The organism is Salmonella sp. A1325, assembly GCF_056991255.1.
The window spans coordinates 134,377-150,794 of the sequence record NZ_JAMLWO010000008.1; the positions used below are offsets into that span (position 1 = coordinate 134,377).

Genomic DNA, 16,418 nt, shown 5'->3' on the forward strand with positions numbered 1-16,418 from the left:
ACCGCGTAAGACACAAGGCTAAACTCTTGTTGCACCGTTACATACTGCCTTAAAGTCGACAAAAACGCACCGTTATTATTGACCAGACAAGTACAACGCCAGATATTATTCAACTGACATTGCGCCACGGTATAATGAATGCCCCGTGGCGCAACTGCTATCAAATAGCCTTGATGTCAATCACCTCTCCCTGCATACGCTTACGCAGAGTACGTTTAGTACGGTCAATCACATCGCCTGCCAACTGTCCGCACGCCGCATCAATATCATCGCCACGCGTCTTGCGTACGATGGTCGTGAAACCATAACTCATCAAAACTTTAGAAAAGCGATCGATACGGCTGTTAGAGCTGCGGCCATACGGCGCGCCAGGGAACGGGTTCCACGGAATCAGATTAATCTTACAAGGCGTCTCTTTTAATAGCTCCGCCAGTTGATGCGCGTGTTCAGTGCCGTCGTTGACGTGGTCAAGCATCACGTATTCAATCGTCACGCGCCCCTGATTGGCGTTGGATTTCTCCAGATAGCGGCGAACCGCGCCCAGGAACGTTTCGATATTGTATTTTTTGTTGATCGGGACGATTTCGTCGCGAATAGTGTCATTCGGCGCATGTAAGGAGATAGCCAGCGCGACATCTATCATATCGCCCAGTTTATCCAGCGCAGGCACCACGCCGGACGTTGAGAGCGTGACACGACGTTTGGACAGGCCGAAACCAAAGTCATCGAGCATAATTTCCATCGCCGGTACGACATTGGTCAGGTTAAGCAATGGCTCGCCCATCCCCATCATGACCACGTTGGTGATCGGACGCTGGCCGGTGACTTTGGCCGCGCCGACGATTTTCGCCGCACGCCAGACCTGACCGATAATTTCCGATACGCGCAGGTTGCGGTTAAAGCCCTGCTGCGCAGTTGAACAAAATTTGCACTCCAGCGCGCATCCTACCTGTGAAGAGACACACAGCGTAGCGCGGTCATCCTCCGGGATGTAGACCGTTTCAACGCGCTGATCGCCGACAGCAATCGCCCACTTAATGGTGCCGTCTGAGGAACGCTGCTCTTCAACGACCTCCGGCGCGCGGATTTCCGCGACCTCTTTTAATTTGCCGCGCAACACTTTGTTGATGTCGGTCATCTCATCAAAATTATCGCAGCAATAGTGATACATCCATTTCATCACCTGATCGGCGCGGAAAGGCTTTTCACCTAAGTTTTTAAAAAACTCGCGCATCTGCTGACGGTTGAGATCCAGCAGGTTGATTTTTGTTTCTTTGTTAGGAACTACCGGGGTACTGCTTTCAGGTGTGACAATTTGTTCAGACATATGCTATTCCGGCCTCGTTATTACACGTTATGGCCCCTGGAGGGTTGAAAAAAGAAACGCCCCGGTAAGCTTACTGCTCGTCCGGGGGCGCTGCATTGTACAAATTCTGGCGTAAGGATGCCACGTCTGCACGCGGCATTAGCAAAAATAATATTTGAACCGATAATTTATCGCCAACGCATTTGCAGCGTGAAAGACGAAGGAGATTAACGGGTGCGCGGGCACACTTCGCCTTCACCGAAGAAAAAGGCGATTTCGCGCTGCGCGGATTCCAGCGAATCCGAACCGTGGGTGCCGTTTTCAGTTAAGCTATCAGCGTAGTCGGCGCGCAGCGTACCCGCCAACGCGTTCGCCGGATTGGTGGCGCCAAGCAGATCGCGGTGACGCTGTACCGCATTTTCACTTTCCAGCACGGATACCACGATAGGGCCAGAGGTCATGAACTCCACCAGACCGTCAAAGAACGGCTTGCCGTCGTGCTCAGCATAGAAGCCGCGCGCCTGCTCAACGGTCAGGTGCAGCATTTTAGTGCCAACAATTTTGAACCCTGCAGCTTCAAAGCGCGCAAAGATGCTGCCAATAACGTTTTTTGCCACCGCGTTGGGTTTAATGATGGAAAAAGTCCGTTCAATAGCCATGTTTACCTCTGAAATATGTTCTGTTGTTATGTCAGGCGCGGATTATAAAGAGCATCCCATCAATTGCCTATGGATGCAGGTAACATTTTTTTAAAATAAAATGAGCATTAGCAACAAAAGTCAAAGGCGCACAGCAAACTCAGGGGACTGACACAGCACGCAGTGCGTGTGTTCAGACGTAAGAGCATGGAAAGTACGTTTGCAGCTTTCGCAGGTGAGCGTATGCACCGCACTATGCCGCGTTGAGGCGGGTTCCACGTCAAACCGTAGCCGCAGCGCCTGATGCGGACATACCGCCGCACAGCCGCCGCATCCCGTACAACGCGTCGCCACTATCGTCAGGGTATTGTCGTCAAACTGGATAACGTTTTCCGGGCAGCTTCGCCAGCAGGCACCGCACATCCTGCACTCTTGCGGACTGATTTCGGGTACGCATTCGCTGAACGCGGAAAACGCCTGTCTGAGACGCCGTTTCCCCGGCTCGACGGCGCACGGAGTAATGGCGTCGCGCGGAACATGAAACAGAGTGCGCCGCGAGGCGTTAATCTCCGCGCCGACAACGTGTTTGAAAGACCAGCCCGTCTCTCCGTAGCGGCGCAGCGCTAAATTTAGCCCCGCCAGCGCCATCAGCCACTGCGCCGATCGCTCCACCGCAATATCAATAAAGCGAATACCGTACTGGCTGTGCCAGAGAAGCAGTTCATCGACCGTTGGCGCCTGTAGCGAAAACGGCCCCACCAACGTATCCCCCTGCACAAAGCGTTTAACCGGTTTGATACCGGTAATGGCGTCAACAGGACAGACAAACAGACAGTCGCCACAGGCTATGCAGCGCGCCGTATCTATGCTGACCTGCCCCTGCGCCAGCGAAAACGCCTGCGCCGGACAAACATCGGCGCAAGCGCGGCAGGAAGAAAAACGAAAGCGACGACGGACGCAAGCCTGCGTCACGTCTACCGCCGGATCGATCGTCAGGTTAACCATCAGCCAATACTAAAGAAGACGTAGCGCAGCATAATCTCGCCGATAAGCAGCAATACGCTGCCCGCCACCAGCGTCCCTCTGGCGTTTCGCAGACCGCCTGCGGCAAAGCAGAGCATTCCCGCCGCTGAGACACACCAGCCGAGAAGATAGACGTCGCGCAACTGCGCCAGCGCCTGTAGAGGATGATGCGGGAAAGTGACGACCGTCGTATCCACCGCATTAATATCCGCCAGCCATAACGGCTGCATGATCAGGCGAATCAGCACCATCAGTGCGACCACCACCACAGCGCAGCGCATTGCGGCGCCAGCGTTGCGCAGATAAGCCAGCGCAATGACTACCGAGCCGATAATGCCTGACGTGCCAAAGAACAGCGCCAGCGTGTTGCTATGCTGCCAGGTCGCCACCGAGGCATGGATATAAACCTGCGCCATGCAGAATACATCCACCAGCCCGCACGCTGCCGCCAGCGCCAGCAGCGGCTGCCAGCCTGGCTTTCGGAAAAACAGCAGCACAACCCCCAGTCCCAGCGCCGCCAGATAAAGGCTGGCAAAGACGATTTCGCGACTCAGCCACGAACTGGCGACATGACGTAACGCATTTAGCGCATTCAGGGGATAGCCCATGTGCAGCGCTGAAGCAAGCAGCCCCACGCAGGCCAGTACAAACGCCCCCGCCATCGCGGGAAGCGCGCCGCGTGCAGGCACGCGTCCCTCTACGGCGTACTGGCGGCCCAACGCCAGCCACAGCGTCACCCCCACAGACCCTTGCAAACAGAGCGTAAAAATCAGCAGCGGTAACTCATGCATGGCGTTTACCCTCTTTTTCTGCGCCATGATGCGCTTTGACAACCAGATTAGGCTTGGTTATGGATGAATCTGGCAGCCCGTTAACGTCGCATACGCTACCGTACTTCGCGCGCAGTTCATCAATCGGGCCAAACTTGATGGCCTCCAGCGGACAGGTCGCGACACAGACGGGCTGTTCACCTTTCGTCTGTAAATCAACGCACATGTCGCACTTGGACATTTGGCCGGTCTGCTCGTTAAGCTGCGGCGCGCCGTAAGGGCAGGACCAGGCGCAGTAGCCACAGCCGACGCATTTGTCGGTATCAACGCGCACGATGCCGTCGCCAGGGCGTTTATGCATAGCGGTAGTCGGGCAATTTTTGGTGCAGACAGGGTCCGCACAGTGGTTGCAGGAAATGGAAAGCGTATAAGCAAATACGTTATTGCTGACCCCGCCCTGCCCGGTCGGGATGAAACTTCCGCCCTTGACTTCATAGACGCGGCGGAAACGGCGGCCTACTTCCAGATTGTTTTTGTCTTTGCAGGCCACCTGGCAGGCTTTACAACCGGAGCAGCGTGAGGAGTCGATAAAAAATCCCAGTTGTTTATCGCTCACCGGCGGGTAATGTGTAAACTGACTCATGCTTTAGCCACCTCCACCAGCATGGTTTGATGTGAATTTCCCTTCGCCAGCGCGGTAATACGGGCCGAGCTGAGGACGTTCGCACAGCCGCCTTTATCAATACCGTTCTCATCCGGCTGCCACCAGGCGCCGGCCTGCATCGCGACAACGCCAGGAATAATGCGCGGCGTCACTTCCGCCGGGACTTCGCAAATCCCGCGTGAGTTATGAATGCGCACCATGTCGCCATGCGCAATGCCGCGCTTTTGCGCATCCTGCGGGTTGATCCACAATGTCTGCTGCTGCACTTCAATCAGCCACGGGTTAGCGTATTGCGTTGAGTTGGCGCGGTTTTTTCCTTTCCACGTAATTAACTGGAGCGGAAAATCTTTTGCCAGCGCATCCTCCGGGCCTTCATGTGCAGGAACGTAGTGCGATAACGCCGGGATTTCCGGATGCTGCATGTCGTACAGGCGCTTCGAGAAGATCTCTATTTTCCCTGACGGCGTCGGGAACGGATGATTGTCCGGATCGCGAATATTGTCTTCAAAGGCGATAAATGGCGCGCTTTTGAACAGATGCTGACGGGTCTTTTGCAGCGTGGCGAAATCCGGCAGATTTTCGTCCGGCATCGCCAGGCGCGTCTGTTCCCAGATGTGTTCAATCCACGCTTTCTCATCGCGCCCCTGGCTAAATTCATTCTCAATGCCTAATTTCGCCGCCACCTCACGTAGCCAGTCGTAGTCGGAGCGACGCTCAAATTCAGGCTCGATCAGTTTTTCAGAGAGCATCAGGTAGCTTGCCGTGCCCCAGGTTTCACCGATGTTCCAGCGTTCCATAAAGCTGGTTTCCGGCAGCAGTAGATCAGCGTATTTCGCGCTCGGCGTCATAAACAGATCGCTGGCGACAATAAATTGGATCTTTGATTCATCCTCCAGTACGCGTACCGCCTGGTGCAGATCGGGGTTCTGATTCGCCAGATAGTTCCCGGCCAGCGAGAACAGAATACGGATGTTACTGTCCAGCTTATCGGCATCTTTCAGCCCCATATCCGGCGTCACTTTGCTGGCGTCGTCTGCGGCCTGCACCCAGTTCATCACCGAAATTTTGGCTTTTACCGGGTTATCCGGCATCTCCGGACCCGCGGCAAATTTACGGTTAGCGCAGCCGCCGTAACCCGCAGCCCAACCGCCTTTGATGCCGACATTACCGGTAATGGTCGCCAGTAGAGTCGAGCCGCGCGCGGTGCGCTCGCCGCAGTTGTGGCGCTGTGGCCCCCACCCCTGAATCAGCGCGGCGGGTTTGGTATTCGCGTAATCACGCGCTAACTGGCGAATGGTTTGCGCCGGCACATGGGTGATCTTTTCCGCCCACTCGGGGGACTTAACGACACCGTCTTTGGCGCCGGTCAGATACGCCACCAGCGATTCGTTAGCCGGTACGCCTTCCGGCATTGAGTCTTCGTCAAAACCGATAGCGTAGCGCGCAATAAATGCGCGATCGTGCAGATTCTCGCTGATGATGACGTACATCATCGCGTCCATCAGCGCATTGTCGGTGGTGGGCAGTAGCGGGATCCACTGATCCGCCAGCGACGAAACGGTGTCGGAATAGCGCGGATCGACCACGATAAACCGCGTACCGTTCTGCTTCATCTTCTGCAAGAAATAGTTGGTATGACCAAAAATGGTCTCCGTCGGGTTATGGCCCCACAGAATCACCAGTTTGGTGTCCAAAAGCGTATCCAGCGAACTGCCGCTGGCGGCAATGCCGTAAGTATAAGGCGTCGCGGCCGCCGTGTTGCCCATACTCACAGAATGGTAGCTTTCGAGATAGCCGCCGGTCAGATTCAGCAGGCGACGCGCCATTTTATCGCCGGAAAAGGTGCCGCCGGAAACGGCGGTACCAACATGAACATAACGCGAAGCCGGGCCATATTTTTCAGTAATCGATTTTAAATTATCGGCGATTAAGGTTGTCGCTTCATCCCAGGAAATTCGCTCGAACTTTCCTTCACCGCGTTTTCCTACGCGCTTCATGGGATATTTAAGTCTGTCAGGATGATAAACAAATTTACGGTATGCGCGTCCACGAACACAGGCACGCATCACCGGCATTTGCGCATCCAGCGCATTATCCGGTCGCGTTGAAATTCGCGTCACGATACCGTCACTAACATGCGCCCGAATATCGCATTTGCCCCCGCAGTCAAAAGTGCTGCATGTCTGAACGACTTCTTCCGCAGGCCTGTTTTCAGTTGCCGTCACAGCGCGCGCCTGAGCGGTAGCTGGCGAGGAGACAAACGGTAACGCAATAAGCGCGGAGCTGGCCTGGATAAAGTGGCGGCGAGAAATAGCGGGCTGTTCGCCATTTCCCTGGCTTTTTATATTTTTCATGATCCGACTCGTCAAATAAAAACCCATTCTCACGTTTTTATGCGCTGGTTCTCTTGATATTTATCAAGCTCCCTCATTAAGGGTAATTCCGGAAAAATTAATAATTCTCATTAACTTTAAATTAAATGAAATTCATAATTTATTCTGAAGAGTTGTTAACGTATTAATTCAAAATTAACAGCTGCAACCTGACCGGACTCATCCATTACGACAAGTTGATAACGTCCAGCGATATTGAGTAATAAAGAAAGGCGATTATTTTCGCCATTAACAGGTTCGCCATTTAAAAACCACCAGCGACGCCCTTTACCGCCGGTAGTCGAGACGGGCAGCGTGACGTTTTCCTGGCCTAGCAATTGCCTGATCACCGCGCCATCCCTCACTCCTGACAGCATTAACGGCGCGGCATCATTGCCCTGTAGCGGCGGACAGTAAGCGGACGCCGCGGGCAAGCGGGCGCTACGTCTTTCCGCAGGCGGCAGCCACGGCTCCAGCGGCCGCGGCCAGACGATAAACGTATGCGCACGCGCCTGCGGACAGTCGGCAGCGACACGCCGCCCCGTATCATCCAGCCAGATCGGGAAACGAATACCGTTGATGTCTTCCTGCTCAGGTAACAGCAGCGTGGGCGGCTGGCTGTCATCGAGCAGCCATGTCGCCAGTCGGCGGCGACAGTTGCTGTCTCCGGCAGGCAGAGTCTGTCCGCCCGGCCAGCAAATGACGCCGCGGCTTACCGTCTGCGGACGCGGATCTTCCGGTAGGCGTCCCGTATGCGCCAGTAACAAATTATTGACCTGGTTAAGCAATGGCACCGCGCTGGCAAAACCAAATTGCCCCACCACAGGCGTGCCGTCGGGTCTGCCTGTCCAGATGCCGATGATATAGCGCGCGTTAACGCCAATAGCCCACGCATCGCGATAGCCGTAGCTGGTGCCGGTTTTCCACGCCAACGGCACAATGCGCGGCAGCGCGTTATCCGGTAAGGGTTGCGCTTCATCCGCCATAATTCGTCGAATGATCCACGCCGCTCCCGGCGACATTAATGGTCTTTCCGACAGCGGATCGTCCGGCTGTAACCGTAATTTCGCCGCTTTCCCATGACGAGCGAACGCGCTGTATGCCGCCGCCATCTCGTCAAGCCGCGCGCCCGCGCCGCCCAGAATCAGCGAAAGATTGGGTGCCGCGCCAGCAGGCAAATATAGCGGCAAGCCGACGTTACGCAGTTTTGCCGCAAATCGTTTCGGCCCATAGGCTTCAAGCACCTGAACGGCAGGCAGATTCAGCGAGCGTACCAGCGCGTCGCTCATGCTGACCGGGCCGTGAAATCCGCTGTCGAAGTTTCCCGGGCGGTAATCTCCGGTGCGGCGCGGAACGTCCTGTAATAATGATGCGGGATGGATCAAGCCGTCATCCAGCGCCAGACCGTACACAAAGGGTTTGAGTACCGATCCCGGCGATCGGATCGCCGTTACCATGTCGACATGACCAAAACGGCTGTCGTCATTAAGGTCTACCGATCCTACCCAGCCGCGCACGCTCATATCGGTATGATCGACGACGATCATCGCCAACGAACTGCGTGCAGGCAACCGCCCTTTCCATGCCCGTGCCAGATCTTCCAGTTGCCGCTGCAACCCGGCGTCCAGCGTGGTCACAATTTTGTCGTTCTGGCTTTTACTCAACATCATTCGGGCAAAAAGCGGCGCCAGTTGCGGCATTTGACGCGGCGCCAGCCAGACCGGTTCTTCACGCGACTCGCGTACCGTTTCGGCAGGCCAGACGCCCTGCGCCGCCATCCGATCCAGCACTTTATTTCGTGCCGCTTCGGCTCTCGCAGGCCAGCGGTCGGGGCGTAACCGGCTCGGCGCCTGCGGCAATACGGCCAGCAGCGCCGCGTCAGCGTAGCTCAGGCGCGCGGGCGGCTTGCCGAAGTAGGCCCAGCTTGCAGCGCCAATACCCTGTAGCGTGCCGCCGAACGGCGCGCGGTTCAGGTACAGCGTCAGGATATCGCGCTTGGACAAATGCCATTCAAGCTGGAGGGCGCGCCAAAGCTGGCGGATTTTACCGCCGAACGTGCGCGAATGCGGGTCCAGCAGTCTCGCCACCTGCATAGTCAGCGTACTGCCGCCGGAAATAACGCGCCCGGCGGTAAGATCCTGCCATGCCGCGCGCGCGACGGAGAAAGGGTTAACGCCAGGGTGCCGCCAGAACAAGCGATCTTCGTAATTGATTAAGGCCTCCAGGTAGCGGGGAGAGACCTCTTCAATCGTCACCGGATAACGCCAGATCCCCCCGGCGTCGGCAAAGCGCCACAGCGGCGTACCGTCATGGGCTACCACGACCCGCGCAGGATGGACCTCATTGAGCGGCAGCGGCCAGAGTTTATCCGCCGCCCATAACGCCAGGAAAATAAAAAGCGGCGCGCCCGCCAGCCACAGCCAGCGGCCACGTTTACCACGCCAACCGTTCATTTAAGGCGTCACAATCAGCAGCCCCTCGCTCGCGCCGGTTGCCCGCCACTGAGGCGCGTACATCGATTCCACCTGCGGTTGCGCAAGCTGGTACGTCCCCGGAGTTACCGCGCGCGCCAGGTAGACCATCGTCACGGGCTGGCCCTCATTGACAACGACGGCAGCCACAAACCGATCGTCGCGGAATTCCATATACTGAATATCCGCCTGCTGCATCTGATTAAGCAGATTTTGCACTTCGCTACCGCTCTCCGGCAGGCTGGCGCTGCTGTCAGCCAGATTCTGGTTTTCCAGCTCCAGCCCGGCCGGGAGCAGGTCCACCACCAGCGCATCCGGCACATTGCGATCGGCCACTACCGTTAACCAGACCAGCACCAGTTCGCCGCTACGCAACGAGGACAGCGATTTGCGCTGACCATCGGTCCCCAGTATTTGTCGTTCAATCTGCAAAACGTTGCTGGCAGGCTTAGGCGCAGATGAGGGATAGCCGCTGCTATCCAGACGCAGCCATAGCGGCTGGCTACCGGTGTTCGTCACCTCAAGGGCGGCTAGCTGGTCAGCATCCAGATTACGGGTCAGCGCCTTGTCGCCCGACAGCGGCTGCGCCTCTAACGAGGTCTGCGCCTGCCAGGCGCCCGCACTGGCCTGTCGCGAATGCGCGGCGAGGAACAAGGCATTGTTCTCCTGGGTAGAGAGCCAGCGCTGACCGAAGGCCTGCTCAGAAAGCGAGCTTAATAGCGCGTTTTGCGCGTCCGGTCTGAGGTTGTTCTCTTCCAGTAACGACAACATCAGAGCGTTATCGCGCAGAGAACTGCCGTAATCCGCTATCCATTGCCGTTCGTCCTGACGCGGCGTATTCAGAGCCAGCGTAATGGCCTCTTCGCCGCGTCTGGCATCACCCATCGTGTTTAACGCGATGCCCAATTGCATCAGCGGCAGTCCTGAAGCCGCCTGACTACGGCGCTCCCAGATTTCGCGCAGCGCGCCGAGCGGCGCTTTCTGCTGACGCGCCAGTACCAGCGCGGCGTAAGCCTGAGCGGCAAAAGTACTGGCCTGGGTATTATCGCTATAACGAATCAGCATCGTGCCGGGATCCTGCAGATAGCGCAGCAGTCGCTCATTGCCCCGGTTAATGGCCTCCGGCGGGACGCTATATCCCTGCTCGCCCGCGCGAATGAGGAAATCCATCGCGTAGGCCGTTAGCCAGGGCTCTTCCGCCCCATTTTCATCCCATAGCGCAAAACCGCCGTTATCACGCTGCATCTGTAGTATGCGGGAGATGCCGATATCCACCGCGGCGCGCCGTTTTTCATCGCTATCGCCGGTAATACCGAGCGACTGCAATTGAGCGGCATTAGTATACAGCGCCGGGAATAACCCGCTGGCGGTTTGTTCCAGGCACCCGTACGGATATGCTTTCAGCTCGCGAATGTAGCGCGCCAGATTGAGCGGCGGTTTTCCGCTTAATAGCAGTTGTCCCTGTAACGTGGCTGGCGAGACGTTTGTCAGATGCTGCTCTGGTACATGCCAGCTCTCTCCCGGCGCCAGCGCAATGCCGCTATTTACCGTTTGGGCTGGCCAGGCCGGACGCACGCCGATTTGCCACTGCTTATGCTGCGCGCCGAGGGTTTCTCCCGGCAGATTCAGACCGCTAATGGTCGCCTGGATTTCGCCTTCGCCAAAACCTTCCAGCGCGCGTACCGGAACGAATAAGGTGGTGCGCACGCCCGGCGCCAGGTTGACCGGTTGCGGCTGCTGGCTAAGCAGTTCCAGTAACCCACTGGCGGCGAGCGCAATATTCAGCGTCTGCGGACGGTCGGTCAGATTGGTGACGTCCAGCACCAGTCGCGAAACATCCCCTCCCGCCAGAAAACGCGGCATATTCAGCTCGGCAATCACTGGCGCGGCGACAACGACTTTGCTTTCGCCGCGACCAAAATCGTCCGCTGTCCATGCCTGCGCCATAACCCGCAGTTCGCCGTTAAAGTCGCCAATCGGCAGCGTTACGACCCCTTCGCCCTGCTCATTGAGCGTGATCGGCTGCGCCTGCTGCGCGATGATATTGACATGGTTTACCGGCGGTTTTCCGCCGCGCTTAAGGTCGTCGCCATCGCCGCCAAAACGCAACGCCGCCAGCCGCCCCTGCCCTTCAATGACCTGGCCGTAAATATCGTAGATATCCGCACCGTAGCGTTTTTGACCGAAGAACGCCTGCCACGGGTCCGGCGTCGCGTAATCGGTGATGTTCAATACGCCGCTATCGACCGCGGAGACCAGCACGTTGATCTGTTTTGGCATTTCGCCGTGTTTAACGCTGGCTTTCACCCTGACGGTGAGCGGCTGATTTGGGCGCATTTTAGCCGGGCTTTCGAGCGCCAGATCGAGGCGGCGGTTTTCATCCCCCAGCGGTAGGTGTAGTAACCCCACGGCGCGTTTTGGCGTCGCGGAACGAGATTTATCGCCGGGACGCACCACCAGCGTACTGAGATAGAGATCGTGGCGATTCCAGGTTTTATCCACCGGAATCGTGAGCTCCAGACCTTGTGCCGGCACATCGATTGCCTGCCACCACAGCGGACCATCGCTGGACTCCACCATGGCATAACCTTTACCGGCGACCGGCGCGGCGATATGCAATTTCATGGTATCGCCTGGACGATAATTCGCTTTATCCAGTTTGAGGGTGACGCGATCCGGACGCGCCGCGCCGCTACCGTCGCTGTTATCCTGCCAGCTATAGCCGGCCCAGAAACGAACGCTGCTGACCGTCTCATTCGGCGCTTTGACCTCCAGACGGTACGCTCCCCATTCCACCGGGAAGCTGACTTTTCCGGTTTCATCCGCGTTCAGATCCAGCGTCTGCTCGCCCTCTACCAGATCTTTTTGATCAAACTGCGACTGCCAGCCTTCGCTTTCCGACCAGTTCCAGTAATAGTCGCGACGCTCGCGGATGAGCCGCACCTGTAAACCAGACACCGCTTTTTTCTCGCCCTGCGCGTTGGCGTAAACAATATCGAATGCGGCGTTGCTGTCTTCGTCGACAATCGGTTGATTAACGGTGGTATCCGTACGGTAGTCGTATACCGCTTTGGCGGCGAACTGTGGACGAATTCCCGGTAACGTATCGGCAGGCCAAATCGCCTGCTCTACGCGACGAGTGACCGGACGACCGCCAGACTCCAGCAGGCTGGCCTGTAGAATTACCTGCAGCGGCGAATGCGCTTCTTGCCACTGGCTGGCAGCACTCACTTCACCACGTCCGCCTTTATCCAACGTAAGCTGAACTTCGTCCAGGCTGCGCGAAAGATTCTCTTCGGCAATATTGCCGAACTGGAAGCCAGGCAACGCCGCGACAGCGTCGCGCAGCGGACGCAGGAAAAGTTGCCCTTGCAGGGTATTGCCGTTAGCAGGCGCGCCATACAAGTAATAGCCGACAACGGAGAATTTCACCTCATCCGCAGGCGCCAGCGGTGTTTTTTGCGCCGTCAGGGTGAGCGCCATCCGCTCCGGCATAAAGTCTTCCACGTGGAAATCCCAACTCCGCAGCAAATTATCGCCGGTGTTGGCGCGGACATGCCACAAGCCGGTCGGCGCGTTGATATCCAGCGGATAATTCAAACGGTATAGCCCGTTTTCCGGCTGGCTGACGACGGTACGCATCACCTGTCCGTCTGGTTTTACCACTTCCAGCTTAACGGGTTGATCGGGCAGCGTTTTACCGTCGCTATCGCGCAGTAATCCGTTGAGGATAACCGTTTCGCCCGGTCGGTAGAGATCGCGCGGGCCGAACATAAAGAACTGCTTGCTGTAGCCGGGCGCGCCAGCGACATTAAATTCCGACAGATCCAGAGCCGGAAGCGTGAGATCGAGCAGCGTGGTCTGCTCCTCTTTACGCGCCAGTAATAGCGCCGCCGCTTTATCAGCCTCCAGTTGCACATGTCCCTGCGCGTCGCTCGTCGCCTGCGCCAGCGTCTGCCCTTTATCATTCAGAAGAACGATCTCAATTCCCGACTGCGCCGCGCCGTTTTCCAGGCTTTGCGTAAAGATATCCAGCCGATTATGGTAACGGTGCGCGGACACGCCGATATCGCTAAGGGTAAACAACGTAGCGGCATTACTATAGTTGTAGTGTCCAGCCTGATTCATTACCGCCACATATACGCCCGCCTGTTGCAGCGGCTTAATATCGCTTAATGGCAGCAGCAGTTTCTCACGCGTATTGCGCGCCGGATTAAGATCAAAACGACCGGTATAAACCAAATCCGCCATTTTCAGCAGATTGTCGGACTCCCAGTTAGAGAGAGAACTACGGTACTCCCACTGGCTGACAAATGACGCCAGCGATCCGGGCTTAACGCGGAAAAAGTTCACATCAACGTGGTTGACGTTAAGCGCCATGACCGGCAGTCCTTCCGCGATTTTCCCCGGTAGCAGCGATCCCCGGCTGGCAAAGCCGACGCTGGGCTGGACATCACGCGTGGTAATCGTTTTTTCATAAGACTTGCCGAAGGTGGCGTTATTCAGCGCCTTAACGGCGGGATCAACCGTGACCACCAGCACGCGCTCAGGTTCCAGATGACGTAACCTTAGCTCTTTTAAATTTGGCGCCAGCTCCCATGCGCCGTCAACGCTGCCGCTTTTCTTATCAACCACGTGAACCACACGGGAGAAATCCTGTTCAGGATCTAAAGGAATTGAAAACGTCAGCACCAGCGTCGCCGCGCCGTCAAGCTGCGCTTCGGAGGCGTCTAATAGCGTGAGCGCTTTGCCCTGGCTTTGCTGCGCCAGCTTTTGTAGCTGTGCCGGATCTTTCGCAGGCGATGGCTGCGCTACGGCTGGCGCTTCGCTTTTAGTCGTCGGGGCGGTTTTATCGTTGTTATCGCACCCCGCCAGCGCCAGCATGATCATGCAGGCCACCACGCGTAAATGTTTCATCTTTCATCCCTGGCCTTAACGGCCTGTCAGCAACGGTTGATGAGATATTATGCGCGAGAAATTTTATTGTGTAAGTCCGTATTACTGTGATGATGCGAAAATTTTACGCAGAAATGTGGTTTCGCCAGCCAAACCAGCCTCTTCTACTTGTCCCTTTTCGGGAAACGTCCGACAATTTGACCATAATCAGGTAACAATGGAGATGCCCATGACCACCGCCTTTTTTGTCGCCGCCGACTGGCTTGCCGAACATATTGATGATCCGGAAATACAGATTCTTGACGCCCGTATGGCGCCGCCGGGACAGGAACATCGTGATATGGCGGGCGAATATCGCGCCGGACATATTCCCGGCGCGCTGTTTTTTGATATTGAAGCGCTTTCCGATCGCGCATCGCCGCTGCCGCATATGATGCCGCGCCCGGAAGCGTTTGCGGTGGCCATGCGTGAACTGGGTGTTCGCCAGGATAAACACCTGGTCATATACGATGAAGGCAATCTGTTCTCCGCTCCGCGGGCATGGTGGATGCTGCGCACGTTCGGTGCCGAGAAAGTGTCCATTCTGGCGGGCGGACTGGCGGGCTGGCAGCGTGACGAATGGCTATTGCGCGAAGGCGAGGAAGCGCATGAAGGAGGCGAGTTTGAGGCCAAATTCGCGCCGCAAGCCGTGGTGCGTCTCACCGACGTATTGCTGGCAAGCCATGAAAAAACCGCGCAAATTGTTGACGCGCGTCCGGCGACGCGTTTTAACGCTCAGGCTGATGAACCGCGTCCGGGACTGAGGCGCGGACACATTCCTGGCGCGCTAAACGTCCCGTGGACGGAACTGGTGTATGAGGGCGAATTAAAGACCACTGACGAACTGAATGAGGTTTTTTTCAGCCACGGCGTGAGTTTCGACAGACCGATTATCGCCAGTTGCGGTTCCGGCGTGACGGCCGCGGTCGTGGTGCTGGCGCTCGCCACGCTGGATGTGCCTGACGTCACGCTTTACGACGGCGCATGGAGCGAATGGGGCGCGCGTACCGATTTACCGGTTGAACCCGCTTAATATCTGCCATGCCGGATGGCGCTCACGCTTATCCGGCCTACCGTTCAGGCTGATGTAAAACGATCTACAGACATTGTTTTTATTCAGCTCTTTTCCGCTGTCCTGCAAACGGGCATTATGTTCTCTTAATAAAATCCTATTTTTTATCGGTAAATACTTTACGCCGGGTATAAGGAGTATCATCACCGCTGTTTTGGTTTTCACCGGGAATAACTCCTGTAAATATAATTTTTTAAGGATGGAAAATGAATATTTCACTCGCTAATTTAATTGAGTTGGTTAAAAAGGTTAACCGCAATAAGGTACCTAATCCTATGCCTGCCGAGGAAATAAGTCGTCTGCGGGTGCGTAAGTATCGCGATCCGCAAAATACGGAAACCACTGAGTTACCTGAAAGCCTGAAGGCGCTACTGGCCTACGACCGCGATCTACTTAGCAATTATAATATGCCTGTGATTGAAACATTACAAAGATCTATTGATAAAGAGGGAGTAATTCATTCTTACTCCCCTGATGAAGAGGCGTATTACGGCGTTGGCATGGATGGCTCAGGTATTGATATTGAAGATCTGATGCCTGTCTGGAGTAACGATCCCCGTCTTCCGGCATTAATTTGTATCGATCATGTCGGCGATCAGGCCATTTTTATCTATATCACAGAACGGGATGCCAACGGCGAATACCCTATTGCCCGCATGGAACGAAATGAATTCTGGCTGGCGGAGTCTTCCCTGGTGGAATATCTCTATAATATTCTTTCGCGCGCTAAAGACATTGGCTTTACCAAAGAGGATTTACATCTTCCGCAATGGAAGGCACAGCAAAAAATGAATGAACAACGCGATGCCGCTTTACTTGACCTGGAGAATTATCATGAGGAACTTTGGGCAAAACTGGACGCGCTCGGCGATTAATCGCCATGATGTCGGGTGGCGCTCACGCTTATCCGGCCTACCGTTCAGGCTGATTTAAAACGAATCTACATAAATTCTGTTTAAGCAGGCCACAAAAAAACCGCTCAATTGAGCGGTTTTTTTGTGCTGGTCCGGTTCGCGGCCTTTCCAGCAGGCTTTGTTGCCATAGCAACGCAGGCACACCACAGTAGGTAAATACTCCCTTTTAAGGAGAGCAAAGTCAAGTTAATTCACGACGAAACTATTCAGCATTTGAGGTATTATCTTTCCCGGCCCCCTCCGCCGTCTCGCA

Annotated in this window: 11 protein-coding genes; 2 read left to right on the forward strand and 9 right to left on the reverse strand. The window is 56.0% G+C overall.

Annotated features, from left to right (window positions below; translation table 11 throughout):
• Positions 1–160: 160 nt before the first annotated feature.
• The 8 genes from rlmN to NAZ64_RS16250 form a co-directional block, all read right to left on the reverse strand.
• Entirely contained in the window at positions 161–1,327 is a 1,167-nt protein-coding gene (rlmN, locus tag NAZ64_RS16215; RefSeq protein ID WP_000003211.1) for a dual-specificity RNA methyltransferase RlmN, read from the reverse strand.
• 206 nt (positions 1,328–1,533) lie between these two features.
• A complete protein-coding gene (ndk, locus tag NAZ64_RS16220; protein ID WP_000963846.1) occupies positions 1,534–1,965 on the reverse strand; it encodes a nucleoside-diphosphate kinase in 432 nt (143 codons plus the stop codon).
• 120 nt (positions 1,966–2,085) lie between these two features.
• A complete protein-coding gene (locus tag NAZ64_RS16225; protein ID WP_220569716.1) occupies positions 2,086–2,949 on the reverse strand; it encodes a 4Fe-4S binding protein in 864 nt (287 codons plus the stop codon).
• Positions 2,949–3,758: a dimethyl sulfoxide reductase anchor subunit family protein gene (locus NAZ64_RS16230; protein WP_220569715.1), complete on the reverse strand. Its 810-nt coding sequence runs from the start codon at positions 3,756–3,758 to the stop codon at positions 2,949–2,951. Before NAZ64_RS16230 ends, NAZ64_RS16225 begins: the two co-directional genes overlap by 1 nt.
• Positions 3,751–4,380: a DMSO/selenate family reductase complex B subunit gene (locus tag NAZ64_RS16235; protein ID WP_000077442.1), complete on the reverse strand. Its 630-nt coding sequence runs from the start codon at positions 4,378–4,380 to the stop codon at positions 3,751–3,753. The genes NAZ64_RS16230 and NAZ64_RS16235 overlap by 8 nt, the downstream gene beginning before the upstream one ends.
• Positions 4,377–6,755 (reverse strand): DMSO/selenate family reductase complex A subunit, encoded by a 2,379-nt coding sequence (locus NAZ64_RS16240; RefSeq protein ID WP_483640989.1) that lies wholly within the window; start codon positions 6,753–6,755, stop codon positions 4,377–4,379. Before NAZ64_RS16240 ends, NAZ64_RS16235 begins: the two co-directional genes overlap by 4 nt.
• 155 nt (positions 6,756–6,910) lie before the next feature.
• Entirely contained in the window at positions 6,911–9,226 is a 2,316-nt protein-coding gene (gene pbpC, locus NAZ64_RS16245) for a peptidoglycan glycosyltransferase PbpC (RefSeq protein ID WP_220569713.1), read from the reverse strand.
• Positions 9,227–14,161 (reverse strand): alpha-2-macroglobulin family protein, encoded by a 4,935-nt coding sequence (locus NAZ64_RS16250; protein WP_483640990.1) that lies wholly within the window; start codon positions 14,159–14,161, stop codon positions 9,227–9,229.
• Positions 14,162–14,369: 208 nt separating this feature from the next.
• On the opposite strand from NAZ64_RS16250, the gene sseA reads away from it, so the two are divergent.
• Positions 14,370–15,212: a 3-mercaptopyruvate sulfurtransferase gene (gene sseA / locus NAZ64_RS16255; protein WP_000205245.1), complete on the forward strand. Its 843-nt coding sequence runs from the start codon at positions 14,370–14,372 to the stop codon at positions 15,210–15,212.
• On the opposite strand, the gene NAZ64_RS16260 is transcribed toward sseA, so the two are convergent.
• Positions 15,192–15,416 (reverse strand): hypothetical protein, encoded by a 225-nt coding sequence (locus NAZ64_RS16260; protein WP_220569711.1) that lies wholly within the window; start codon positions 15,414–15,416, stop codon positions 15,192–15,194. The two genes, sseA and NAZ64_RS16260, sit on opposite strands and share 21 nt — an antisense overlap.
• 41 nt (positions 15,417–15,457) lie before the next feature.
• Here NAZ64_RS16260 and NAZ64_RS16265 point away from each other — a divergent pair, with 41 nt between their 5' ends.
• Positions 15,458–16,126 carry a DUF5066 family protein gene (locus NAZ64_RS16265; protein ID WP_220569710.1) on the forward strand — a complete coding sequence of 223 codons (669 nt, stop codon included), beginning with the start codon at positions 15,458–15,460 and terminating at the stop codon, positions 16,124–16,126.
• Positions 16,127–16,418: the final 292 nt, after the last annotated feature.